Source organism: Streptomyces sp. NBC_00344 (assembly GCF_036088315.1).
Taxonomy (GTDB): Bacteria; Actinomycetota; Actinomycetes; order Streptomycetales; family Streptomycetaceae; genus Streptomyces.
In genome coordinates this window covers 203,807-226,499 of record NZ_CP107996.1, presented here as the reverse complement: position 1 = coordinate 226,499, position 22,693 = coordinate 203,807, and the positions used below count along the sequence as shown (strand labels likewise).

At 69.4% G+C, this 22,693-nt stretch carries 18 protein-coding genes; 12 read left to right on the top strand and 6 right to left on the bottom strand.

Annotated elements, in window-relative coordinates; genetic code table 11:
* Positions 1-105: 105 nt before the first annotated feature.
* The 3 genes from OHS16_RS01140 to rph all read left to right on the top strand — a co-directional run bounded on the left by OHS16_RS01140 (position 106) and on the right by rph (position 4,640).
* Positions 106-582, top strand: coding sequence for a hypothetical protein (locus OHS16_RS01140; RefSeq protein WP_328535231.1), 477 nt, complete (start codon positions 106-108; stop codon positions 580-582).
* 348 nt (positions 583-930) lie between these two features.
* On the top strand, positions 931-1,476 hold the full coding sequence (locus OHS16_RS01135) for a hypothetical protein (protein WP_328535230.1): 546 nt from the start codon (positions 931-933) through the stop codon (positions 1,474-1,476).
* 560 nt (positions 1,477-2,036) lie between these two features.
* Positions 2,037-4,640, top strand: a complete 2,604-nt coding sequence (gene rph / locus OHS16_RS01130) for a rifamycin-inactivating phosphotransferase (RefSeq protein WP_328535229.1) — start codon at positions 2,037-2,039, stop codon at positions 4,638-4,640.
* 88 nt (positions 4,641-4,728) lie between these two features.
* Here the strand turns inward: rph and OHS16_RS01125 are convergent, their stop codons facing one another.
* Both OHS16_RS01125 and OHS16_RS01120 read right to left on the bottom strand, forming a co-directional pair.
* Positions 4,729-5,205 carry a hypothetical protein gene (locus OHS16_RS01125; protein ID WP_328535228.1) on the bottom strand — a complete coding sequence of 159 codons (477 nt, stop codon included), beginning with the start codon at positions 5,203-5,205 and terminating at the stop codon, positions 4,729-4,731.
* Positions 5,202-6,434: a molybdopterin-dependent oxidoreductase gene (locus OHS16_RS01120; protein WP_443042536.1), complete on the bottom strand. Its 1,233-nt coding sequence runs from the start codon at positions 6,432-6,434 to the stop codon at positions 5,202-5,204. The genes OHS16_RS01125 and OHS16_RS01120 overlap by 4 nt, the downstream gene beginning before the upstream one ends.
* 542 nt (positions 6,435-6,976) lie before the next feature.
* Between OHS16_RS01120 and OHS16_RS01115 the strand changes: the two genes are divergently transcribed.
* A complete protein-coding gene (locus OHS16_RS01115; RefSeq protein WP_328535227.1) occupies positions 6,977-7,660 on the top strand; it encodes a hypothetical protein in 684 nt (227 codons plus the stop codon).
* Between the two features lie 1,224 nt (positions 7,661-8,884).
* Positions 8,885-10,321 carry an amino acid permease gene (locus tag OHS16_RS01110; protein WP_443042535.1) on the top strand — a complete coding sequence of 479 codons (1,437 nt, stop codon included), beginning with the start codon at positions 8,885-8,887 and terminating at the stop codon, positions 10,319-10,321.
* Between the two features lie 334 nt (positions 10,322-10,655).
* Here OHS16_RS01110 and OHS16_RS01105 read toward each other — a convergent pair whose 3' ends face one another.
* A complete protein-coding gene (locus tag OHS16_RS01105; RefSeq protein ID WP_328535226.1) occupies positions 10,656-12,251 on the bottom strand; it encodes an FAD-binding oxidoreductase in 1,596 nt (531 codons plus the stop codon).
* 68 nt (positions 12,252-12,319) lie between these two features.
* Here OHS16_RS01105 and OHS16_RS01100 point away from each other — a divergent pair, with 68 nt between their 5' ends.
* Entirely contained in the window at positions 12,320-12,958 is a 639-nt protein-coding gene (locus tag OHS16_RS01100; protein WP_328535225.1) for a TetR/AcrR family transcriptional regulator, read from the top strand.
* A 282-nt stretch (positions 12,959-13,240) separates the two neighbouring features.
* Here the strand turns inward: OHS16_RS01100 and OHS16_RS01095 are convergent, their stop codons facing one another.
* Both OHS16_RS01095 and OHS16_RS01090 read right to left on the bottom strand, forming a co-directional pair.
* Positions 13,241-13,900, bottom strand: coding sequence for an LmeA family phospholipid-binding protein (locus OHS16_RS01095; RefSeq protein WP_328535224.1), 660 nt, complete (start codon positions 13,898-13,900; stop codon positions 13,241-13,243).
* Between the two features lie 68 nt (positions 13,901-13,968).
* A complete protein-coding gene (locus OHS16_RS01090; RefSeq protein WP_328535223.1) occupies positions 13,969-16,227 on the bottom strand; it encodes an MMPL family transporter in 2,259 nt (752 codons plus the stop codon).
* Between the two features lie 135 nt (positions 16,228-16,362).
* Here OHS16_RS01090 and OHS16_RS01085 point away from each other — a divergent pair, with 135 nt between their 5' ends.
* The 5 genes from OHS16_RS01085 to OHS16_RS01065 all read left to right on the top strand — a co-directional run bounded on the left by OHS16_RS01085 (position 16,363) and on the right by OHS16_RS01065 (position 21,241).
* Positions 16,363-17,070 carry a response regulator transcription factor gene (locus OHS16_RS01085; protein ID WP_328535222.1) on the top strand — a complete coding sequence of 236 codons (708 nt, stop codon included), beginning with the start codon at positions 16,363-16,365 and terminating at the stop codon, positions 17,068-17,070.
* Entirely contained in the window at positions 17,067-18,491 is a 1,425-nt protein-coding gene (locus OHS16_RS01080; RefSeq protein WP_328535221.1) for a HAMP domain-containing sensor histidine kinase, read from the top strand. Before OHS16_RS01085 ends, OHS16_RS01080 begins: the two co-directional genes overlap by 4 nt.
* A gap of 172 nt (positions 18,492-18,663) precedes the next feature.
* The gene (locus tag OHS16_RS01075) at positions 18,664-18,849 is read left to right on the top strand and encodes a hypothetical protein (RefSeq protein ID WP_328535220.1); all 186 of its coding nucleotides are present in this window, start codon (positions 18,664-18,666) and stop codon (positions 18,847-18,849) included.
* 162 nt (positions 18,850-19,011) lie between these two features.
* On the top strand, positions 19,012-20,193 hold the full coding sequence (locus OHS16_RS01070; protein WP_328535219.1) for a glycoside hydrolase family 76 protein: 1,182 nt from the start codon (positions 19,012-19,014) through the stop codon (positions 20,191-20,193).
* Between the two features lie 181 nt (positions 20,194-20,374).
* A complete protein-coding gene (locus tag OHS16_RS01065; protein WP_328540671.1) occupies positions 20,375-21,241 on the top strand; it encodes a hypothetical protein in 867 nt (288 codons plus the stop codon).
* Between the two features lie 208 nt (positions 21,242-21,449).
* Here the strand turns inward: OHS16_RS01065 and OHS16_RS01060 are convergent, their stop codons facing one another.
* Positions 21,450-22,238 (bottom strand): IclR family transcriptional regulator, encoded by a 789-nt coding sequence (locus tag OHS16_RS01060; protein WP_328535218.1) that lies wholly within the window; start codon positions 22,236-22,238, stop codon positions 21,450-21,452.
* A 104-nt stretch (positions 22,239-22,342) separates the two neighbouring features.
* Here OHS16_RS01060 and OHS16_RS01055 point away from each other — a divergent pair, with 104 nt between their 5' ends.
* A complete protein-coding gene (locus OHS16_RS01055) occupies positions 22,343-22,603 on the top strand; it encodes a hypothetical protein (RefSeq protein WP_328535217.1) in 261 nt (86 codons plus the stop codon).
* Positions 22,604-22,693: the final 90 nt, after the last annotated feature.

Sequence of the window (22,693 nt, the reverse complement as noted above, 5' to 3'; positions counted from 1 at the left end):
ACGGGGGGAGGAGGGGTGTTGCTGCGCGGAAGCTGTGACACCCCTGTTGCCGGAACTATGGCCTCCGTCACAGCAGCAGTGATCTTGTGCTGGTGGACTCGACCGATGGTGCTCCTGCTTCTGCTGTTCATTCCGGTCGGCCTGCTGCTCAGCTTCGCGTTCGCCGGCTACAGCTTCGGTACCCTCGGCCGGATCGGTCTGCGGCGGGCCGATCGAGAGACGTGGTTCCGGTGCCTCGCCGCATTCCTGGCCGCAGTCGCGGCTGCTGTGTACACGTGGGGCCTGCTTGTCGTCGGCCTTGCGGTCCTGGATGCGGAGGACGGTGGCGCAGGCTCCTCGCCGCTTCAGCCCTGCCGGACGCCGGGCCAGTGGGAGCGAGCGCTGCACGTTGTGGGGTACACCGTGGACTACGTGCCCCTCCGGTTCGTCTGCGAGACGAAAGACGGCGGTAGCTACGCCGCAGAGTCCGTTCCCGGCTACGTCGACCCGGCCGCGCTGGGCTTTGCGCTGGCCGCCGTCGTATGCGTCGGCGCCGCGGCCCTCGGATCGGAGCACCGTACCGGAAAGGGCCCGGCAGGATGAGTGGCCTTTGACCCGTCACCTGTTCAGCCCGGTGTCCTCAGGGGTGGTGCTGGCGGGTTTCGACATACCTGGTCCGGCGCTGGGGAGTTGCCGCACAGCACGACGTGCCGACCGCCGGCACCGGGGCCGTGCCCTCCTCGTACGTCACCCCAACCCGGCGCAGGACCTTCAAGCGGGTGTGCGCCCGCAGTCGGAGCGTGGCGCGGTTCCGATCACCACAGAACGAGGCCGCCGTGCCCGTAGTCCGCACCACTCCCCGACCTTAGGCTGGCGGCCGACTATCGAATGGGGGCAGTGCGGATGCTGGTAGCCCAGTGGATGCCGCGTAACGGGGAGCACTTCGGGCCCATGTCGACCGGGCCTGCCGTGGCCCTACTGGGGGCCGGCGGCGTGGTCGTCGTGACAGCAGGCGCCGTGGCCGTGCTGTCACGACGGGAGCGCGATTCCGGACGCCTGCCCGGCTGGCTGTTCGGGGTCGGACTCGCCATGTGCGGTCTGGGCGGGCTCGGACTCTTGGTCCATCACTCCGAGGACGAGCAGGCGAGCGACGGGCTGCATGCCGCCGGTCAGCAGGTCATCAGCGCGGCACTGGACTCCGCCCGGAGCTGCGCCACTGCCGCGCCGGAACCCACCTTCGTCTACCCGAGCGGACTGGTGCCCGGCGGTGCGGCCACCTACGTTCCGCCGCCGTGCCGCACGTCGCCGCGCGACGCACTCCTGGACTCGACAGCGATGACCTCCCTTGGCCTGTACCGGGCGCGGGAGACGCCATCCTTCGACACGAGCGGGCAGGTGACCGTGACCGACCCGAACAGTGGGAAGCAGGTCTGTGCCACCGTCCCGGACACCGCTGACGGCACCGGCACTGTTGTCGACAGCCCGTGCGCGGGCTGAGGGCCGAGGGCCGTCCCGTAATCCCTGGCGGGCGCGCGACACCGGTCACGGCACCCAGCCGCGTTGTCGCACCGCCCGAATGGGATATCCGCCGTACGCCGATGACGCGTACCCCTACGCGTCGAGCCACCGCTTCGCGAGAGGCTTGTCGGTTCCATGGGACGCCAAAACGCAAAGGCAAGGAGAGAGCTCTCCTTGCCACTCTCAATTTATAGCGCGCTGGGGGGCTTGCCGCAAGACCCGGGTCACGGCGCAGAATCATCGGCCGATGCCACAACCTGCGGAAATGAGGGGACACGACGTGCGTGAGTTGTTGTCGGCGTATGGGGGACGCGGCGACGTCGGACCAGTGGCGGGACCGGCAGTCCACTTGCGGGTCTCCGGCGCGGAGGTGCGGGGTGCGCTCCGCCCGACTGTGCGGAGCGGCCGGCCGACTCGCCGGCGGCGAGGAAGCCAGCGATGAGGACGTGCTCGACAAGAGGTTCGACAGAGTGGGATGCGCCGGTGACTCGACCTGTCACCGCAGTGCAACGGAGCGCGGCTGCCTCGGAGGTATCGCAATGAGTGAGCAGTACACCTTGGATCTGCAAGAGATTGACGAGATGCAGGTCGCGGTCGTCGGTGGCAAGGGTGCGCACCTGGGCGGGCTGTCGCGGATAGAAGGCATCCGCGTGCCGGGCGGCTTCTGCGTGACGACGGACGCCTTCCGGCGGATCATGGCGGAAGCGCCGTCGATCGCCGATCGGCTCGATCAGCTGTCGCGCTTGAACCCGGACGACCGGGAGGCGATCCGCACGCTCAGCGCGCAGATTCGCCGGACCATCGAAGGGATCGCCATCCCGGACGATCTCGCGGTGGCGATTACTGGCGCGCTTGCCCGGTCCGGCGAGCGAGCCGCCTACGCCGTCCGGTCCAGTGCGACGGCAGAGGACCTGCCGACGGCTTCCTTCGCCGGCCAGCAGGACACGTACCTGAACGTCGTGGGGCCGGCGGCGGTCCTCCAGCACGTCAGCCGGTGCTGGGCCTCGTTGTTCACCGAGCGGGCCGTGATCTACCGCAGGCGGAACGGCATCGACCACCGAACGGTCCGCATGGCCGTGGTCGTGCAGCAGATGGTTTTCCCGCATGCGTCCGGCATCCTGTTCACGGCCGACCCCGTCACGGGCAACCGGAAGGTCGCCACCGTGGACGCCGGCTTCGGCCTCGGCGAGGCCCTGGTCTCCGGCCTGGTGAACCCGGATGTCTTCACGGTGCGACACGGCGAAGTCGTCACCAAGGCGATCGCCGCCAAACACTGTGCCGTGCAGGCCCTGCCGGCCGGCGGTACGCAGGAAGTGCCGATCGACTCGCAGCGTCAGGAGCAGCCGGCGCTGACGGATGCGCAGGTCGTGCGGCTCGTGCAGCTCGGACGGCGGATCGAAGCGCACTTCGGCCGCCCGCAGGACGTCGAATGGTGCCTGGCCGATGACGGCTTCCAGATCGTTCAGAGCCGGCCGATCACGACGCTCTTCCCCATCCCCATCCCCGAGACCGGCGACCAGGAGAATCACGTCTACGTATCCGTCGGCCATCAGCAGATGATGACCGACCCCATGAAGCCCCTGGGGCTCTCCATGTGGCAGCTGACGGCCATGGTGCCGATGCACGCGGCGGGCGGGAGGCTGTTCGTCGACGTCACCCGCCGCTTGGCCTCACCCGCGAGCCGCGCCGGCCTCCTGGACCTCATGGGGAAAGGCGATCCGCTGGTCAGGGACGCCCTGGAGACCGTCATCGAGCGAGACGATTTCGTCCCGTCGCTTCCGGACGCCGGTCCGGGTCGGCCGCCGGCCGGCGGTGCGCTCGCCCCGATCGAGACGGATCCGGCCGTCGTCACCGCGTTGCTGGAGCGCAGCCAGGTGTCCATCGCGGCCCTGGAGCGCGACATCCGGACGAAGACCGGACCGGCGTTGTTCGACTTCCTGCTGGAGGCCTTCGAGGAGCACAAGCGCGTTCTCAGCGATCCGCTGAGTATCCAGGTGATCATGGCGGGGATGGAGGCCACGTGGTGGCTCAACGACAAGCTGCGGGAGTGGCTTGGCGAGAAGAACGCGGCTGACACGCTCACGCTGTCCGCCCCCGACAACGTCACGTCGGAGATGGGACTGGCGCTGCTCGACGTCGCGGACGTGATCCGCTCGCAGCCGGAGGTGGTGGCGTTCCTGCAGGGCGTCGAGGATGAGGGCTTCCTCGATGAACTGGCCAAGCTCGCGGGCGGGACCGAAGCGCGCGACGCCATCGAGAGCTACCTCGACCGGTACGGCATGCGCTGCGTCGGCGAGATCGACATCACGAGGCCGCGTTGGCGCGAGCGCCCCACCACGCTCGTGCCCGTGATCCTCGACAACGTCAGGAACTTCGAGCCGGGCGCCGCCGGGCGGCGCTTCGAGAAAGGGCGGCAGAAGGCGCAGAAGAAGGAACAGGACGTGCTGTCACGCTTGCGGGCCCTGCCGGACGGGGACCGGAAAGCCGACGAGGCCAAGCGGATGATCGACCGGGTCAGAACCTTCATCGGGTACCGGGAGTACCCGAAGTACGGCATCATCTGCCGCTACTTCGTCTACAAGCAGGCCCTGCTGGAGGAGGCCGAGCGCCTCGTGCAGGCCGGCGTGCTTGCTGTGAAGGAGGACGTCTTCTACCTCACGTTCCAGGAATTCCACGAGGTCGTGCGCTCGAACCGGGTGGATGACCGGCTCATCCAGCAGCGCAGGGACGCGTTTCGGTCGTACCGCGCGCTCACACCGCCCCGGGTACTCACATCGGATGGTGAAGCCGTCACCGGGGCGTACCGGCGCGATGACGTGCCCGCCGGCGCCCTGGTCGGCCTGCCGGTTTCCGCCGGGACCATCGAGGGGAGGGCCCGCGTCATCCTCGACATGGCGGAGGCCGATCTCGAACCCGGCGACATCCTGGTCACGGCCTTCACGGACCCCAGCTGGTCGCCGCTGTTCGTCGGAATCGCGGGCCTGGTGACGGAGGTGGGCGGCCTGATGACCCATGGCGCGGTGATCGCCCGGGAGTACGGCCTGCCGGCCGTCGTGGGCGTGGACCAGGCCACCCGGCTGATCAAGGACGGGCAGCGGATCCGCGTGCACGGAACCGACGGGTACATCGAGATCCTGCCGTGACCGACCACACCGGGAAGCCCTGCCCGTAGCTTCCGGCCACACAGCGCCAATTGGTCGATGACCACCCCACGACCGCCGAAGCCCGGGCTCAGACGGCGTGGGGTGATCGCCGGCGCCACATGGCGGTGAGCAGGCACAGGGCAGAGGCTGCGAAGAGAGCTGCGGTGATGAGCAGCCAGTGCCCCAGGAACACACCGGCCGACAGGCCCGTGTACGAGGGATATCCCGGAACGCGTCTCAGGATGAGCGGATACCAGACGACGAGCAGCAGCAGGGCCACGAAGGCCGGCACGCGGATGTAGTTGATCCGGCCGCCGACGCGGTCGGGGTGCTTCGCCTCGCCCTTTCCGTGCCGGAAGACGAATTGGAGTACCCGGTCGGTGACGGTATAGAGCGGCAGGAACACCAGGTCGTGGAGGAGCGCGGCGCCCACGAACCAGATGACGACGGCGAGAGTGTCTCCCTTGAGGAGTCGGAGCCCCGCGTAGACGGTGAGAGCGAAGGAGCACAGAACCAGGAGGAGATGGAGCGGCGACGCTCCGTAACGTGCGCGGATCGTTTTCACGATGTCCCTGCCACCGTTCCGAAGGTGAGCCGGGTGACCCATTTGGTGTTGTGGACGCCTGGATTGGCCGGGACGATGATGCGGGCCGGGTATCCGTGGTCCGGAGAAAGATCGCTGCCGTTCACTCGCAGGGCGAGCAGCGATCTGGGGTCTCGGACCTGGTTGTCGCGCAGGTGCGTGGAGTTGAAGGATCCGCCGCGCTGAGCGGACTCGACGAAGACGCCGGGAGGATCGGCGCCCAGTCCGACCAGCGCCGCCAGATCGGCAAGACGGACCCCGGTCCAGTCCTGGTCGTCGGTCGACCAGCCCTCGACACAGGCGATGGGCAGCGCGGCAGTGTGCTGTGGCAGGGCGAGGACCTGCCCGCGGGTGAAGCGCAGCTCCCGGTCCCCGCCCCGGACAACGAGCCGCCACTCGGGCCCGATGTCGCGGGCACGGATGCCCACATGTGCGGCGGTCTTGTTGATCTGGAATCCATTGGGGCCCGTACCCGGATCCCGTCCGTGCGGCGCCAGGAGAGCTGTTCGGCGCAGGGAACCACCGATGCTCTGCCCGGCCGTCACGATGAGGAGGGCCAGTGAACCGGCACCCACCAGGCCGAGCGCACCCCGACGCGACATGGTGGGAGGTGCCGGATTCGGCGTCACCAGCCCCGTGTCGTCCGCAGGCTCGGTCTCCGTCAGGGCGGCCGGGGTTCGCAGCACGCCGCGCAAGCGACGGCTGCGCAGCGCCTTGAGCATGGTGGGAATGCGGAAGGTGATGTGCACGATGAATGCACCGATGAATACCCAGGCCCCGTAGAAATGCAGGGTGTAGAACGAACCGGGGAAAATATAGTGGAGCTGGATGTTCAGGATTCCGGTGACGAACTCGAACAGGGCGCCGCCGACGAGAAACATCAGCGACAACCGGTCCAGTGCGTGACCTGGTGAGCGCACAGGCGGCCAGGAGAACAGTTTCGGGATGACCGACCACAGTTTCCCCAGCAGTACCGGGATCAGCACCACTCCCAGCGTGACGTGAACGCCCTGCGTGAGGCGGTAGAGCCAATAGGGGCTCGTCGGCCAGGAGAAGAGATAGAAACCGAGCCAGCCCTTGTCCGGTGTCCGGTCGTTGCCCGGCAGATTCGGGTTGTAGGCCGCGTAGGACAGCAGCCCGGTGACGAACAGCACCGTGATACCGACCAGCAGGATCACACCGAAGACCGATGTCAGCCATGGCCCGCGCAAGGGACTGCGCCAGAACGCCGGGCGCGCGGGGCCGGGCGGAGGTCCACTCGGCAGGGCCGGGAAATACCGGCCGCCTCCCGTGCTCGATGAGCCGTCCCCCTCGCCCGCTGACGAGCCCTGCCGGGGATGCCGGGGCGCCGCAGTGGACCCGGTCGCCGGCCCCGGGCCGCCGGGCGGCCTCGCCGCGTCGCTCGCATCCGGTCGCCGGAAAGCCGTACGGCGTCGTGTCTCACCGGGGTCGCTGGGCTCCATCCCGTTCCCTTCGCCTGTGCACGGCGGGAGGAACCACCATGCAGAGGCAACCGTATGTGGCGAAACTCTGATAAGGCGTGAACCCGGGCAAACAGAAAGTGGATGGCGCGAGGGCCGACGGCATCGCCTGCATCAGCGCGACGTCATGGACACCCGGCGCGCACCGGGGCGTCCGGCCTTCTACTAGTGGACCGGCTGAAACGAATGAGCCGGTTACCCGTACGTAGGGACACCCGCACCACAGCCGTGCCGGAGCGCACCGACGTTCCGGCCGTGGACAGGAGCCCCTCGTGTCACGCAAGAAGACTCTCAGCCGGAAGAAGAAGCTCACCCTGCTGATCGCCGCTGCCACGCTTGCCGGCGGGACAGCCGCGGTCGTGGCCGGGACCAGCCAGGCCGCGGAGTCGGGCCCGGCAGACGCGGCCTCTTCGGTCGTCTGTACCGGACTGGCCACCGCACTGAGCAACAACGAGCAGTTCATCGCAGGTCAGAAGGCGAATCCGGACGCCCAGTCGGCCGCGCGTATCGCCAACCGGCAGGCCGTCGTCGAGGAGATCAAGCGCAAACAGGCTGCGTCCGGCTGCGCCGGCGAGGCGGCGGGGGCGCAGGGGGATGTGGCCGCGCCGCCCGGGGGAGACGCCCAGGCCGGTACCGCACCGAGTACCGCACCCCCGGCGGGCGACCGGGCCGGCACCACAGGGCCCGGGGGAGGGGACCAAGCGACCGGTGACGTCGTCTGTGCCGGGTCGACCGTGACGCTCTCCGGAGAGGCCGGCGCACCGGCCGCGTCCAGCAGTGAGTTCCCGGCCGGAACAAAGCTCAAGGTGACCAACCTCGACAACGACAAGTCCACGACGGTGGAGGTCACTGCGACCTCCGGCAGCTGCGCGCTGCTGAACAACGCGGCGTTCGAGCAGGTCCGTGAGCCGGGTAAGTTCCTGATCCGTCACGCCCGCATCGAGCGCGTGGGCTGACCGGACCGAGCGTGCCGGCACCGCTCGACGGACAACCCGTCGGCCGAGCGGGTGCCCGGCCGACGCACTGGCGGGCGTTCTCTCCACGGACGCCCGCACAGGCAGCGGCAGGCCCTGCGCATTGCTGCGCCGCCACCATGGCCGCCACCACCTCTCCCGGCTGCGGCTGCGGGTGACGCTGTTGCGCGGCTGAAGCATGCGAGGGCCGTCGGTGACATGTCCCCGGCGGCCGGCCGTGGAGGTCGTGCCTGGACCGCACCCGGCTCGCACGACCCGACGCCGGGACGTGCGAGCCGGGGACGATGCAGCGGGCAAGATGTTCCAGGGCTCCCAGTGCTCTCCGTAGGCTCGGTTTGCCCCGCGGGCCGCCCGGGTGGGTTTCCCCGGCTGCGCGGAGCAGCCGACGGCCGGCCGCCGCACGCCGCCGGCAGGCATTCCGCAGCCCCTGGCGTCTCCTCCTCGGCCAGGACGTGTCTCTACGCACCCGCGACGCGTTCGGTCGGTGATCTGGCTGCCTCAGCAGTGCTTCCGGCCGGCCACTGGCCACGCCGGGGCGGTGTGACGGTGGTGATCTATGTCACCCATGTCTGTCCGCCGATGCCTGGTTGAGGGTCGCACCGATGAGCTCACCGCGGCGTGCTGCGAACCACGGCGGGCGAGTGGGCCGGTCTCGACCCGTGCACCATCCAGCGCTCGACGCGCCGGTCCGAGCGGCCCTTCGGACCGCCCACGGGCTCATCGAAGCGGCCGGCCATACGCCGCCCCCCGCTCCCGTCCCGTGGTGTCGAGCAGCGCCAGGCCGGGCGCCTGCCGGGTCGGCGCCTACGCCTACTTGGCGGGCATACCCCCACTCGACCGCCTCCACGGGCGCGCCCCTGGCGGCGGACGCGGCGCTGACCGGACGGCGATTCGCAGGGGTCCCGGTCATCCGGTCCCGATCGCCCGCGCCGCGGTCGCCCGGGGCCGGATGTCTGTCCGGACCGGACATCGTCCCCCCACGCACGGGAGTGCCACGAGGCGGGGCAGGCACACCGCCGCAGGGTCGGGAGTGACACCTGGCAGGCGACCACGCAACACAGCGTGAAAGCAACGATACGGATTCAGGTCTTCCGTAAGAAGCCTTCGAAAAGTTCTAATGCGGGGGCTCGTAACCCCAGAACCAGGGGCTGAGGGGGCCATCCCCCCAACGACCCAGTGCTAAGACTGCAGTGAAGGAACGTGCATATGAGCGCGACACCTCCGATCATGGCCAAGGAGCCGGCGACCGGCGACCCCGGCTCGTCGCCAGCGTCGCCCGACGGCCTCAGGGCCGGGCTCAAGAACCGTCATCTGTCGATGATCGCAATCGGCGGAGTCATCGGCGCGGGCCTGTTCGTCGGCTCGGCCAATGGCATCGCCGCGGCCGGCCCCGCCATTCTTCTGTCGTACGCCCTCGTCGGCGCGCTGGTCGTCTTCGTGATGCGCATGCTCGGCGAGATGGCGGCCGCCAACCCGACCTCCGGATCGTTCTCCGCCTACGCGGACCGGGCTCTCGGCCGCTGGGCCGGATTCTCGATCGGCTGGCTGTACTGGTTCTTCTGGGTCGTGGTGCTGGCGGTCGAGGCGACCGCCGGAGCGAAGATCCTCGAAGGCTGGGTCCCCGGCGTCCCGCAGTGGGCCTGGGCGCTGATCGTCATGATCGTCCTCACCGCGACCAACCTCGCCTCGGTCAGCTCGTACGGAGAGTTCGAGTTCTGGTTCGCCGGGATCAAGGTCGTCGCGATCGCCGGCTTCATCGTGCTCGGAGCGCTCGCCCTGTTCGGCGTGCTGCCCGGCTCGGACAGCCACACGGCCGCCTTCTCCAATCTCACCTCGCACGGCGGCTTCATGCCGCACGGACCCGGGGCGATCCTCACCGGTGTACTGATGGTCGTCTTCTCCTTCATGGGCAGCGAGATCGTCACCCTCGCCGCCGGTGAGTCCGAGGACCCGCAGCGGGCGGTCACCAAGGCCACCAACAGCGTGATCTGGCGCATCGGCATCTTCTACCTCGGCTCGATCTTCGTCGTGATCACTCTGCTGCCGTGGAATTCCAAGGCGATCGCCGACAAGGGCTCTTACGTCGCGGCGCTCGACTCCATCGGGATCCCGCACGCCGGCCAGGTCATGAACGTCATCGTGCTGACCGCCGTTCTGTCCTGCCTCAACTCCGGCCTCTACACCGCCTCCCGGATGGCCTTCTCGCTCGGCCGCCGAGGTGACGCTCCGCGGTCCTTCGCCCGTACGAGCGGCCGTGGTGTTCCGCGGGTGGCAATCCTCGCGTCCGTTGTCTTCGGCTTCGTCGCCGTCGGTTTCAACTACCTGTGGCCGGACACGGTCTTCCAGTTCCTGCTGAACTCCTCAGGTGCGATCGCCCTGTTCGTGTGGCTCGCCATCTGCTTCTCGCAGCTGAGGATGCGCGGGATCATCCTGCGCGAGAACCCCGAGAAGCTTGTCGTCCGGATGTGGCTGTTCCCGTATCTGACGTGGGCGACCATCGGAATGATCTCGTTCGTGCTGATCTACATGCTCACCGACGACTCGGGGCGCGAGCAGGTCATCCTCTCGACTCTGGTGGCCGTGTTGGTAGTGGCTCTCGGCTTGGTGCTCGACCGGCGCCGGTCCGCGGCGCGCTCGCAGTGAGGTGACGGCGCGCCCTTCCCGGGGCGTGCACCGTGGGTCGGCCGGATGCCCGTCAGGGCCACCGGCCGGCCCACGGGCTCGTGTGCGGCCACCGGCGCCTGACGTGCCGTCCGGTGGGCTCGCGCCTCTGGTCTCCTCCGGGAGTGCCCGTCCCACGGGAGACCCGCTTAGCACTGGAGCGGCCGCCGGCGCCGCACCGGCGGCGGCAGCGGGTGCCGAGCAGGCCCATCTCACGCGCTGTTGCACCCGCGCGCAGGCAGCACGACCCAGTGTCCACCGCGCCGTGCACGCGCCGCAGGGGGTGGCGCCCGGACCCGCTCGGGGTTTCCCTGGGTCAGTCCACGAGCACTCCTGGATTGAGGATTCCGTGCGGGTCGAGCGCCGTCTTGGTGGCGCGCAAGGCCAGGGCGAACGGCTCGGGGCGCTGCCTGTCGTAGCCGGGGCGGTGGTCGCGGCCGACCGCGTGGTGGTGGGTAATGGTGGCGCGGTGGCGGTGGAGGACGTCGGTTGCGACGTCCTTGACGTGGTCCCAGACGGCGACCTCGTCGCCGGGCCGGCCGGCGGCCAGCACGGTGAAGTAGGGCGCTGCACCGTCGGGATAGACGTGCGTGAGACGGCAGTTGACGGTGGCCGGATGGCCGGTGGCTTCGCGCGCGGCGGCGCCGACCTCGTCGCGGACGGCATCGATCAGCGCGGGAAGCCGGTCCCAGGTGGTGGCCGTCTCGAAGGTCTCGACGACGGCTCCCATCCGGGCCAGGCCGTCGCGCAGGTACGGCATGCGCAGGAAGGCCGAGCGCCACGCGCCGACGGCCCCGTCGGCGGAGCCGGCGGAGGGAACGGCGGTCACGCCGCCGTGGGCGCGGGCCAGGTCCAGTGCTTGGGCGAGGTCGGTATCGACGGGCGCGGCAGCGGATTCGAATCCGAGGACGAGCAGGGATCGGCCGTCCCGGGCAGCGCCGGAAAGGGCGGCTTCGCCGGGATCGAGCAGGCGGCAGTTGGCGGGGGTGAGACCGGACTGGGCGATTGCTCGCACCGCGCGCAGCGCTGCGGGGAAGTCAGCGAAGGACACGGGGGCGGATGCCTTGTGCCGGGGGCGTTCCTGGAGGCGCATCCACGCCTCGGTGATGACGCCCAGAGCGCCTTCGGAGCCGAGGAACAGCCGGTCGGGAGACGGCCCGGCGCCGGACGCGGGCAGGCGCCATGAGGTGCCGACACCCGCCGGGGTGACCACCTGCAGGGACTGTACGAAGTCGTCGATGTGTGTGTGGACGGTGGCGTAATGACCCCCCGCGCGGGTGGCGAGCCAGCCGCCGAGGGTGGAGAACTCGAAGCTCTGCGGGAAGTGGCGCAGCGTCAGTGAGTGCGGCCTGAGCTGGTCCTCCAGCGCGGGGCCGAGCGCGCCGGCCTGGATGCGGGCGGCGCGGCTGTCGGTGTCGATCTCCAGGACCCGGTCCATCGCGGTCAGGTCGAGGGACAGCACCACCTGGTGTGCGTCGCCTCGGTACTCCACGCCTCCGGTGACCGAGGAGCCCCCGCCGTAGGGGATCACCGCCACGCCGTGGCCGCCGGCCCACTCCAGGAGGTCGGCCACGTCCTGGCCGTTCGCCGGACGGGCGACGAGATCGGGTATCCGGCCGGGCCGGCCGCGCAGGGCGCGGATGACATCCCGGTACGCCTTGCCCATGGCGTGGGCGGCGCGCACCCCGGGGTCGGCGGTGACCAGATGCGCGAGGCTTCGGGGCGGCTCGGCGGCGGGCCGGCCGATGCGCAGGTCGGCAACGCGCGGGATGGGCAGCGGGCGCGGCAGCGTACCGGGGAGCAGCGCTCCCATCGCGATGCATTCCGCGTCGTCCGGGTGCTCGTCGGCCCACCCCCAGCCCCACCAGGAGCGGGCGCGGGCGGTGCGGGGCGCGGTCGTAGCGTCGGCCATGAAAGTTCCGTTCCGCTGATCCTGCGAACTAACCACTGGGTAATTTACCGTAGGGTAATATCGTGGACATGGCAATCTCTCCTCGCTCCCGAGCAGGTACCAAGGGCGTTCCCCGGGCGGTCCGCGAACGGCAGATCCTCGCCGCCGCCACCGAGGAATTCGGCCGCCACGGCTACGAGGCCACCTCTCTGACCACCGTCGCCGCGCGGGTCGGGGTGACCAAAGCCCTGCTGCACCAGTACTTCGGCTCCAAGCAGGACCTCTACCTCGCCTGCCTGACTCCGGTCGGCGACGAACTGCTCGGCGCCGTACGCGCGGCGATGGGGCAGAGCGAGATCACGGCCCCGCACACGCCCCTGCTGGTGCTTCGTGCCCTGTTCACCGCTCTGGAGGGACGGCGTGAGGCATGGTTCGTGCTCTACGACCCGGCTCTCCCGGCCGGCAGCGAATCCGCCCAGCGCGCCGCAGGGTACCGGGCCGCCATCGACCAGCTCGCGGCAACCGGAAGTGCCGGCCTGCTCCGTGCCGCCGGATCCGCGGACCCCCTGGACGCCGACGCGCTCAAGTACGCCTGGCGGGGCGTGGTCACCGCCCTGGTCCGCTGGTGGATCAACCACCCCGGCCAGTCGGCGGATGCCATGACCGAACGCTGCGCCCGCCTCTTCGCCGCCACCCGGGCCGCCCTCGCCGTCGGCGGAGATACCTGAGGCCCCCAGAAGTCGCAGGGGCCGACGGCCGTCGCCGGCTAAGGGGGTCCCTCGGGCAGCTTCCGTTCACCACGCGGGAGTCGGCGGCCGGCTGCGACGGCGCGCGACGTTCCCGGTCAGAAGTCAGGAGCCAGGGCCAGAGGTCGGAGACCACAGGAGCCGGAGCGGACGCACGGTGCGCACTGTCCGCGCACACACGTGACACCGCTGCCATGCACATCCGCACCACGGACGCATCCGCGCCACGGACGCTTCCGCACCACCACAGAACCGCTCCGGATCTCATGCCGAAGTGACGCTCGTTCTCGCGCCGTGCAGTACGACATGCAGTCCTTCCGAAGTCACTTCGGCCGACCTGACGGACATGCCGAGCGGATAGGACGTGCCACCCGAGCCGTCGGGGAGCTTGGCCTCGATGGCTCGTCTGGTCGCTTCGGGGGCCGGCCTGCCGAAGATCTCCACCGCGCCGAGGCTAAGGGTGAGACGGCCCGAATCGGCCTCGGGCCTGAGGACGACCTGGGCGATGCCGCCGGGGCCCATGCGCAGGGTGAGCGTGCCGGCCGCGGCGTCGGGGCGTACCTCCGCGACCGTGATACCGCCCGCGCCGATCTGCTGCGCTATCGCGGCCGCCGGGATGTCGATGGCGGCCTGTGAACTGCCGATGCTCGTCCTGCCGCTCCCGAACCGCACATCATCCAGGCGGATGTGCACTCTCGCGCCGGAGAACGTACCGACCTTGGTGTTGTGGCTGGTCACGTCCACCGCAGCGACGTGCTTGCTGAGAACGGCGAGCAGAGACAGCTGACCACTTGGTTCCACATCGGGATCGGAACCCGTCATCCTGGACATGACAGAGGCGATTCTCTGCTCGATGATCAGGCGGGCGGCCAGGTTCGCTCCGGCGAGCAGGGCCACGAAGGCGGTGAGCGTCAGTGTGCTCACGAAGAACTTGTTTCTGAACAGTCGCCGCAAGCGCACCGGCTCCCGTCGGGCCACAGGCTTCCGTCGCATCAGATGGCTCCGCTGGGGGATGCGGTGACCGCTTCATCAGCGCCGGTCAACGGAGGGGGCCCCTCGGGGTCGAAGTGCGGCAGAACGCGGTCGAGCCATCGCGGGATCCACCAATTGGCGCCCCCGGACAAGTACATCGTCGCCGGGACGAGCAGGAGACGGACGACCGTGGCATCGATGATCACGCTGGCGGCCAGGCCCAGGGAGAGCATCTTGACGACGATGTTGTCGGACAGCAGGAAGGCCAGGAAGACACTGGACATGATGAGTGCCGCTGCGGTGATCACCCGGGCGGTGGCGCTCAGCCCGGTCGCGATGCCGGCGTCGTTGTCCCCGGTGAGGGTCCACGCTTCCCGGACCCGGGACAGCAGGAACACCTGGTAGTCCATGGACAGGCCGAAGACGATGGCGAACATCATCATCGGGACGTAGGACTCGATGGGAACGCTCTCGCGGACTCCTGTCCACCGTCCGCCCCAGCCCCACTGGAAGACGGCGACCACGACACCGTAGGAGGCGGCGATGGAAAGCACGTTGAGGACGGCGGCGCTGATCGCGATGACGATGCTGCGGAAGACAACGAGCAGCAGGAGGAACGCGGCGCCGACGACCACGGCGATGATGAACGGGAGGCGTTCGACCACGATGTCGGTGAACGCGACCTGCGCGGCCGTCGTCCCGGTGACGTAGAAGCGCGCGCCGCCGCTGCCGGCCTCGTCGGGGAGCGTCTCGTCCTGGAGGGTGTGTACGAGGGCGGCGGTGGCGTCGTCCTGGGGGCCGGTCGACGGTGTCACGTTGAGTGCGAGGAGGGCGTTGTCAGGGCTGGCGACGGCAGGGCCCACGGAGGCCACGCCGTCGGTGTCCACGACGGTGCTGCGGACGGTGTCCCCGAGTGCGGCCAGATCGGTCCGGCTGGGGCGCTGCCCGTGGCCGGGCCGGACGACAACGGTGAGGGGGCCGTTGGAGCCGGGGCCGAAGCCGCCGGCCATCAGATCGTAGGCGTGGCGGCTGGTGGTGCTGGTCGCATCGGTGCCCGCGTCCAGGTGGCCGAGATCGATCGAGGCGGCTGGGACGGCGAGGACACCGAGCGTGATCAGGCCCGCGGCCAGACAGGCTTTCGGGCGCCGTTTCACTCCCGTTGCCCACCGCGCCCAGATGTCGTCCTGGGTGCCGGGTTCGTCGACCGGGGGGCGAACGTGCCATCGGTCGATCTTCGTGCCGGCGAGGCCGAGCAGCGCGGGGGTCAGAGTGAGGGAGGCGATCGCCGACACCACGACGGTGATGCCGGCCGCCGCACCGAGCGTACCGATGAACACGATGCCCGACGCGTAGAGCCCGGCGAGGGCAAGAGCGACGGTCAGGGCGGCGACGAGCACGGCCCGGCCGCTGGTCGAGACGGTACGGGCGACCGCCGTGACCGCGTCGGGACTGTCGTGCAGGAACTTGCGGAAGCGGGTGGTCAGGAACAGCGCGTAGTCGAGACCGACGCCCAGCCCCATCATCACCGCAAGCGTCGGAGAGGCAGCTCCGAAGGTGAACACCGCGGCGAGCAGCCCCAGCAAGGAGACACCGCACAGAACGGCGACGACCGCGCTCATCAGCGGAAGGAGTGCGGCGGCGATACTTCCGAAACCGATCAGCAGTACCAGCAGGGCGACCCCCAGACCGATGATCTCCGACAGGTGCCCGCCCCCCTTGGGCTTGGCGAGCAGTCCCAGCTGACCGCCGTACTCCACCTGGACATGATCGGAACGCAGGGCCGCCACTGCCCCGTCGACCGAGTCGAGGTAACTCCTGTCGAAGGTGGCGGGGTTCGTTGAGAAGCGGACAGAGATGTATCCGGTCGTCCGGTCCCCGGACAGTGCACCATGCGTACTGAAGGGGTCGGAGACCGAAAGCACATGACCGAGGCTTCCGAGCTTGCTGGACGCCTGCGCCACGGCCTCCCGGTGGGCGGTGAGTGTGCCACCGCTGGTGTGCAGCACGATCGGCGCGGACGTACCCCCGGCCAGGGACTTGTGCTCGGCGAGGAGATCGGCTCCCTTCTGGACGGATGTGCCGCGGAGGGTGAAGTCGTCCTCGTACGTACCGCCTGCCGCGCGGTTGGCGGCGACGGACGCGATGAGTACAAAGAGCCAGACGGTGAGGACCCGCCAGGGCTTACGGGCACACCAGCTTCCGATCCGGTACAGCCTGGATACCGGTTGCGGTGCTCGGGAGTCGCCGTCCGACGTCACGGAGGAGGGGGCGGTAGCCATGTGCGAGATTGTGTGCGTCCTGCGTTCGGACCCCGTCAGAGCAGTGTTCGGGGAGTGCAAGGATCACCGCCGATACGCCGTCACGTGGCTCCGCACAGGTTCGGCGAGCAGGAGAATCGTGGAACACGTGCGCTCATGAACGGAAGGGAACCGACCGTGGAAGCCCATGGCAAAGGCTTGGTGCTGATTGTCGAGGACGAGAAGCACATAGCGGACCTGGAATCCCTCTACCTCCGGCGTGAGGGCTTCTCCGTCCATGTCGAGACCGATGGGGAAACCGCTCTGCGCGCTGTTCACCGGCTGAAGCCGGTGGCCGTCATCCTGGACGTGGCACTTCCCGGAATGAACGGAATGGACGTCTGCAGGGCCCTGCGGGACGCGTACGACTGGACTCCGGTCCTCCTGGTGACGGCCCGCGACGACGAGCCCGACCGCGTACTGGGGCTGGAACTGGGAGCTGACGACTACGTCACCAAACCCTTCTCGCCACACGAGCTGGTGGCCCGGGTGAAGTCAGTCCTGCGCCGCTCGCGCATCACCGCCACCGGCGGCACGGTCAGGAGCCTGGGGCGCGTCCGCATCGATGTGGCGAAGAGATCCGTCACCACGGACGGCACACCGGTGGAACTGACGGCCACGGAATTCAATCTCCTCGCGTGTCTGGCGGAGCAGCCGGGCACCGTCTTCACCCGGGCGCAACTGCTGGCCCATGTCTGGGGGTACGGCGACTACAACGAACGCGTGGTGGACGTGTACGTAGCGCAGTTGCGGGCCAAACTCCGTGAGGCCAGCCCCATCCGCACCCACCGCGGCACCGGCTACAGCGCGACCGACGAACGGTGAGCATCGTCCGCCTCAAGGGGAAGTGCCCCCGCCGAGATACCGTCGAGCGGCGCGGCACCCTCAACCGTGCGATCATCACGTCAACCGCTTTCGTCGCCGCCCTCGCCGCTCTGCTGACCTGCGTATTCGCATGGCAACTCGTGCGCTCCAGCACCGAATCCGAGCAACGCCGCACCTTGTCCCGGCAGGCAAAGGTGCTGGCCGGCTATCCGCTGTTGTCCGTACCCCTCCTCAACCAGGAGCAGCGGCTCGCCGGTTACAACGGCATCCGCATGGCGTTCGTACCGGCGGCGGGTCACGCGTCGGGCCCGTCCGCCGCCGCCGTGGCCTCGGATACGGCCGAGGCACTCCGCTCGGGGCGAGGGGTGTCAAAGACCGGCGAACTCCACGGCGAACAGGTGCTGCTGGAAGGCGCACCCACCGACACGGGGGGCGGAATCGTGCTGACCCAGCCCCTCACGACGGTGGAGGACGCCGCCGACCGAACGCGCCGGGCTCTGCTGCTCCCTGCGGCGATCGGACTGGTCGGAGCCACCGTGGCGGGAAGCCTCCTGGCCCGGCGCATCACCCGGCCGATCGGGCGAGCCGCGTCGTCTGCCCGTCGGCTTGCCCGCGGAGAACGAGGTGTGACACCGGAACCCGGGCGGCACCGCGAAATCGCGGAACTGGCCGAGGCGCTCACCGCTCTGGACAGCGATCTCCGCCGCAGCGAGAAACAGCAGCACGACTTCCTCATGTCCGTGTCCCACGAACTGCGCACACCACTGACGGCAATCCTCGGCTACGCGGAAGCGCTCACCGAGGACGTCATCGCACCGGACGACACCGCTTCGGTCGGCGCGATCATGCTCTCGGAAGGCCGCCGCCTAGAACACTTCGTCCAGGACCTCCTCGATCTAGCCCGCCTGGAGGCGGACGACTTCCGCCTCGACGCCCAGCCGATCGACCTCGACGACCTGTTCGCCCAGGCGGCGCGGACCTGGGCCGTGCGGTGCACGGAGAAGGACGTACGGTTCCGGTACGACGGGCCCGGCAGGCCGATGACCGTCCGAACGGACGGCTTCCGGGTACGGCAGGTCATCGACGGCCTCGCGGAGAACGCGCTGCGCGTCACGCCGTCCGGACGCCAACTCGTCTTCGTTCTGCGCCACATGCCGGCCGGCGCGGAGTTCCAGATCCGCGACGGGGGCCCCGGACTCACCCCCGAGGATGTGGCCGTGGCCTTCGAGCGCGGCGTGCTGCACGACCGGTACCGAGATCGCAGGCCCGTCGGCAGCGGCCTCGGCCTGGCCATTGTGCACCGCCTCGTTCTGAGACTGACCGGGCGCATCGACATCACCGGAACATCACCCGAGGGCGGAGCGTGCTTCACCATCAGCCTTCCGTCGGAGCCGGTGACGCCGGGGCACTCCGCCGGCTGACCGGGAGGGACCCGCCCTCCCGAGTCGTCCGAGGACACCGCCTGAGATTTGCCTGAGCCTTGATCGGCGTGTCACTTCCGTTGACGGTGGATCAGATCCGTACCGTCCCCTCGACGCCCGGGCTGACAACGTTGTCAATTCTCTGATCGATCCGAACAGGGAGGGAGCCGTCATGCGTCGTGAGAAGGGGATCTTCATGCGCTGCGTGATGGACCTCGCCGACACCACAGGCGACGGCACATACCGTGCCTTCGCCGTCCAGCAGGCGAACAGCATCTGGACGGGGCCGCGATGCCCCAAACCGCCCGGGGGAGCGCTGGTCCGGTGGGGATCCGGCCGCATATCCCCATGCCCGTGACCGGCGCACCCAGGCCGGCGCTCCTGGCGTACTGGTCGCGGCGCACCCCAGGCGCACGCACCATGCCGCCGTGTCCGGGGGGTAGCGACGAGCGCCGGAGCAGAAAGCGACATCCCGATTGCCTTCAAGCCCCGAGGGGCGTTCCGAACGGAGACATCATCCATGCGCTCACGTCATTCACGGTTCGTTCTGACGGGCACCATCCTCGCGGTCCTCGCCGCGGGTACGATTTCCGCGGCCTCCCCTGACCTGAGCCGGTCGGCCACGTCGCCCCGAGCCGAATCTGCGGCACGCGCCACCGCCGCGTATGCCGCTCTGGAGAACTACTTCGGCACCACTGACGGTTCGGGGCTCTTTCGCGAGCAGTATCCTGCGGCAGCGGGTGACAACCCGTACTCCTATGAGTGGCCGCATTCTCAGGTCCACATCGCCGCGCTCGACATATCGATGGTGGACAGGCGGTACGAGGCGAAGCTCACCGAGGTCTCCAGGGCTCAGGAGCACTACTGGAACCCGGTCGGCGGAACGACCGGGCTTCCCGGCTACGACTCCTATCCCGTCGGTCCCTACGGATCGGGTGGAGACATGTTGTACGACGACAACGAATGGGTCGGGCTGGCGAAGGTCCAGCGCTACCTGCAGGCCGGCGACCGGGCGGCGTTGTCGCGGGCGGAGCAGATCTTCAAGCTCGTGGAGTCGGGCTGGGACACCGACTCCAGCCATGCCGATCCGGGGGGTGTCTTCTGGACGCAGGCCGACTGGAGCCAGGCCCGCAACACCGTGTCGAACATGCCGGCCGCCGAACTGGGGCTCCGGCTCTACCAGATCACCGGCAAACGCGGCTATCTCAACTCCGCCAAGCGGTTCTACGACTGGACCAACGCCCATCTGCGGAGCCCCAGCGGCCTGTACTGGGACAATCTCGACCTGAAGGGCTCGATCGACCAGACCTTCTGGTCCTACAACCAGGGCGTACCGATCGGCGTGAACGTCCTGCTCTACAGGGTGACCCGCGACCGCACGTACCTGCGCCGCGCCGAGCAGGTCGCCGAGGCCGCCTACACCTACTTCGTCACCGAGGGACGTCTGCTCAAGCAGCCGCCGTACTTCAACTCGATCTTCTTCAAGAACCTGCTCCTGCTCGAGTCGGTGGACGGCGGCCACACGTACCAGCGGGCGATGGCCGCCTACGCCGACCATGTGTGGTCGACGCTGCGCGACCCCCGGACCGGCCTCGTACGGTTCGATGCCGACGGCACCACCCAGGCGATCCAGCAGGGCGCCGTCGCGCAGATCTTCGCGGTGCTCGCCTGGCCTCGCAGCAAGTGGCCGATGCTCTGCTGATGATGGGCCGCAGCGGCCTTGGTCCTTTCCGTTCCTTCCGCCCGCGCCGGTGGAGGGCCAGGGAGACGGCCGGGGCCGCTCAGGTTCTCGGGCCGGCAGTGGTGGATACGCGTCGCTCCTGACGCAGTGCGCCCGCGGTCCGCCCGTGCGTCTCGCATAGAGTTCTCCCGTGCTCCCCGGGATGATCTGTGCACTCGCCTCCGCGGTCTGCTTCGGCACGGCTTCCGTGTTTCAGGCTGCCGCGGCCGTTGCGTCCACGCCCGGAAGGGATTCGGGCCTGGACGCGGTGCTGCTGCTGCGCGCGATCCGCCAGTGGCGCTACATCCTGGGACTCGGCCTCGACGGTCTCGGCTTCGTCCTCCAGATCATCGCCCTGCGTTCCATCCCGATCTATGAGGTCGCAGCCGCCCTCGCCGCCAGCCTGGCGGTGACCGCGGTGGTGGCGTCCCGCGTACTCGGCGTCCGCGTCGCCGGTCGCGAATGGGGCGCCGTCGGTGTCGTGTGCGCGGGACTCGGGATGCTGGGACTCGCCTCGGGAGCCGAGGGCGACCTGACCGGGTCGACGGCGCTGCGCTGGTCGATGCTGGGTATCGCGCTCGCCGTGCTGCTCGTCGGCGCTGTGGCGGGCAGGCTCCCCGGCAGTAGCCGCGCCCTGGCCCTCGGTCTCGGCGCCGGCACCGGCTTCGGCGTGGTCGAGGTGGCGGTGCGGCTCATCGACTCCGCGGACCTCACCAACCCGGCGCTGTACGCCCTGCTCGCAGGTGGCGGAGCAGGCTTCCTGCTGCTCACATCCGCACTGCAGCGAGGCTCGGTGACCACGGCGACGGCGGGCATGGTGATCGGCGAGACGATCGGACCAGCGCTGGTCGGTGTGGTCTGGCTCGGTGACCGGACCAGGGACGGTCTGGAGTGGCCGGCCGTTGCGGGTTTCGTGGTGGCAGTGGCCGGCGCGCTCGCTCTGGCCCGCTTCGGTGAGGCTCCCACCGCGCCTGCTCCACCGGACGACGGACTGGACACGTCAACCCGGGCCGTCGGGATGGGGCTGTGAGGGCGGCCTGAAGCAGTCCGCTGACGGTCGGCTCGTACCGCGAGGGCATCGTCGTTGGTTCGCCGGCCCGTGGTCATCCATGTCTCCGGCAGGGGAACATGCATGGCGTTGTTTCACCGAGGGCCGGTGATATGCCGTGAGCTTCCCGCACGCAGGCGGGCGTGGGCGCCAGCGGCCTCTTGCGCACATCTCGGACCCCGGCTCGGGGTCAGCGCCAGTCGGGGTCCCCGGCCGAAGGCGGCAGCAGGGTCTCGATCCTCGTCTGCACGTCCCGCATGACGGAGACGATGCGGGCCTCGTGATCCCTGGTGAGCCGGTGCACCGGGACCGAGCAGCTGATGGCGTCGATGGCCGGGCTGCCGTAGTGCAGGGCGAACCCGAAACCCGCGATACCGGCCACGGTCTCCTCACGTTCGATGGAGTAGCCCCGCTCCCGCACGGCCGCCAGGTCGGCGATCAAGCGGGCCGGGTCGGTGAGCGTGTTCTCGGTGAGGGCGCGCAACGGTAGTTCAGGCAGGGGAAGTCCGGCGTCGGGGTATTCCGCGAGGAGTGCCTTTCCGAGGGCGTTGGCGTGCGCCGGGATCCGGCGGCCGACGCGGCTGATGGTGCGCGGGTACTCGTGGGATTCGCGGGTCACGAGGTAGACGACGTCGGAGCCGTCACGTCGCGCCATGTGGATCGTCTCCCCGAGCGCGTCTGAGGCCTCGTCGAGGTACGGACGGACCATCCGCGCGTGACGGTCGCTGTCGAGATAGCTGGTACCCGTGAGCAGGGCGCGGATCCCGATGCCGTACAGGGAACCGGTGGTGTCCGAACGCACCCAGCCACGGTCGACGAGGGTCTGCAGCAGCTGGTACATGCTGCTGCGCGGCACGCTCAGGTCCGCGGCGAGTTCGTCAAGGCGGGACGCCCGGTCGCCGCGGTCGGCGAGCAGTTCCAGCAGGGCGACAGTGCGCGCCGCGGACTTCACTCCAGGGACCCCTGTGCTCTGCGGCATGCGCCCATCGTAAATACCGCTGGCGCATCTATTGACCTGCGAGGTTCACGAATCTAGCCTCCATTCTCATACGTAGACGCCATCTGCATATAGGGATGTCATTCATGCCAGGGATCAGCCCGGACGCCGGGCGGGGGGTGCGGCCGGCTCAGAGGGTCGCACCGCCGCTGCTGGTCGAGTTGCGGGAACGGACGCCGGGATACGTGCTCTCGCCGGCCGAGACCGCCGCCCGGCTGCGAGACCTCCCGGCCGGCCATCAGGGGAGGGCGCCGCACCACGGCCCGGGGCCGTCCGGCCCCGCCGGCCTGGAGAAGGCCGTCCACGGCTGGCCCGCCCTGGGCGGAGCCGAACGCCGACCTGACTGACGGGGTCCCGGGTGGCCCACGGCCCACGGCGACCTCACTGATGAGGGGCCTGCGAGCCCCTGCCGCCTCCGTCACCCGCTGGTGAGCGCA

Excerpts from the sequence above, each read along its gene's own strand:
- OHS16_RS01140 (WP_328535231.1), top strand. The coding sequence starts at position 106 with ATGGTGCTCCTGCTTCTGCTGTTCATTCCGGTCGGCCTGCTGCTCAGC.
- OHS16_RS01135 (WP_328535230.1), top strand. The coding sequence starts at position 931 with ATGTCGACCGGGCCTGCCGTGGCCCTACTGGGGGCCGGCGGCGTGGTC.
- rph (WP_328535229.1), top strand. The coding sequence starts at position 2,037 with ATGAGTGAGCAGTACACCTTGGATCTGCAAGAGATTGACGAGATGCAG.
- OHS16_RS01110 (WP_443042535.1), top strand. The coding sequence starts at position 8,885 with ATGAGCGCGACACCTCCGATCATGGCCAAGGAGCCGGCGACCGGCGAC.
- OHS16_RS01105 (WP_328535226.1), bottom strand. The coding sequence starts at position 12,251 with ATGGCCGACGCTACGACCGCGCCCCGCACCGCCCGCGCCCGCTCCTGG.
- OHS16_RS01100 (WP_328535225.1), top strand. The coding sequence starts at position 12,320 with ATGGCAATCTCTCCTCGCTCCCGAGCAGGTACCAAGGGCGTTCCCCGG.
- OHS16_RS01090 (WP_328535223.1), bottom strand. The coding sequence starts at position 16,227 with ATGGCTACCGCCCCCTCCTCCGTGACGTCGGACGGCGACTCCCGAGCA.
- OHS16_RS01085 (WP_328535222.1), top strand. The coding sequence starts at position 16,363 with ATGAACGGAAGGGAACCGACCGTGGAAGCCCATGGCAAAGGCTTGGTG.
- OHS16_RS01075 (WP_328535220.1), top strand. The coding sequence starts at position 18,664 with ATGCGTCGTGAGAAGGGGATCTTCATGCGCTGCGTGATGGACCTCGCC.
- OHS16_RS01070 (WP_328535219.1), top strand. The coding sequence starts at position 19,012 with ATGCGCTCACGTCATTCACGGTTCGTTCTGACGGGCACCATCCTCGCG.
- OHS16_RS01065 (WP_328540671.1), top strand. The coding sequence starts at position 20,375 with ATGATCTGTGCACTCGCCTCCGCGGTCTGCTTCGGCACGGCTTCCGTG.
- OHS16_RS01060 (WP_328535218.1), bottom strand. The coding sequence starts at position 22,238 with ATGCCGCAGAGCACAGGGGTCCCTGGAGTGAAGTCCGCGGCGCGCACT.
- OHS16_RS01055 (WP_328535217.1), top strand. The coding sequence starts at position 22,343 with ATGCCAGGGATCAGCCCGGACGCCGGGCGGGGGGTGCGGCCGGCTCAG.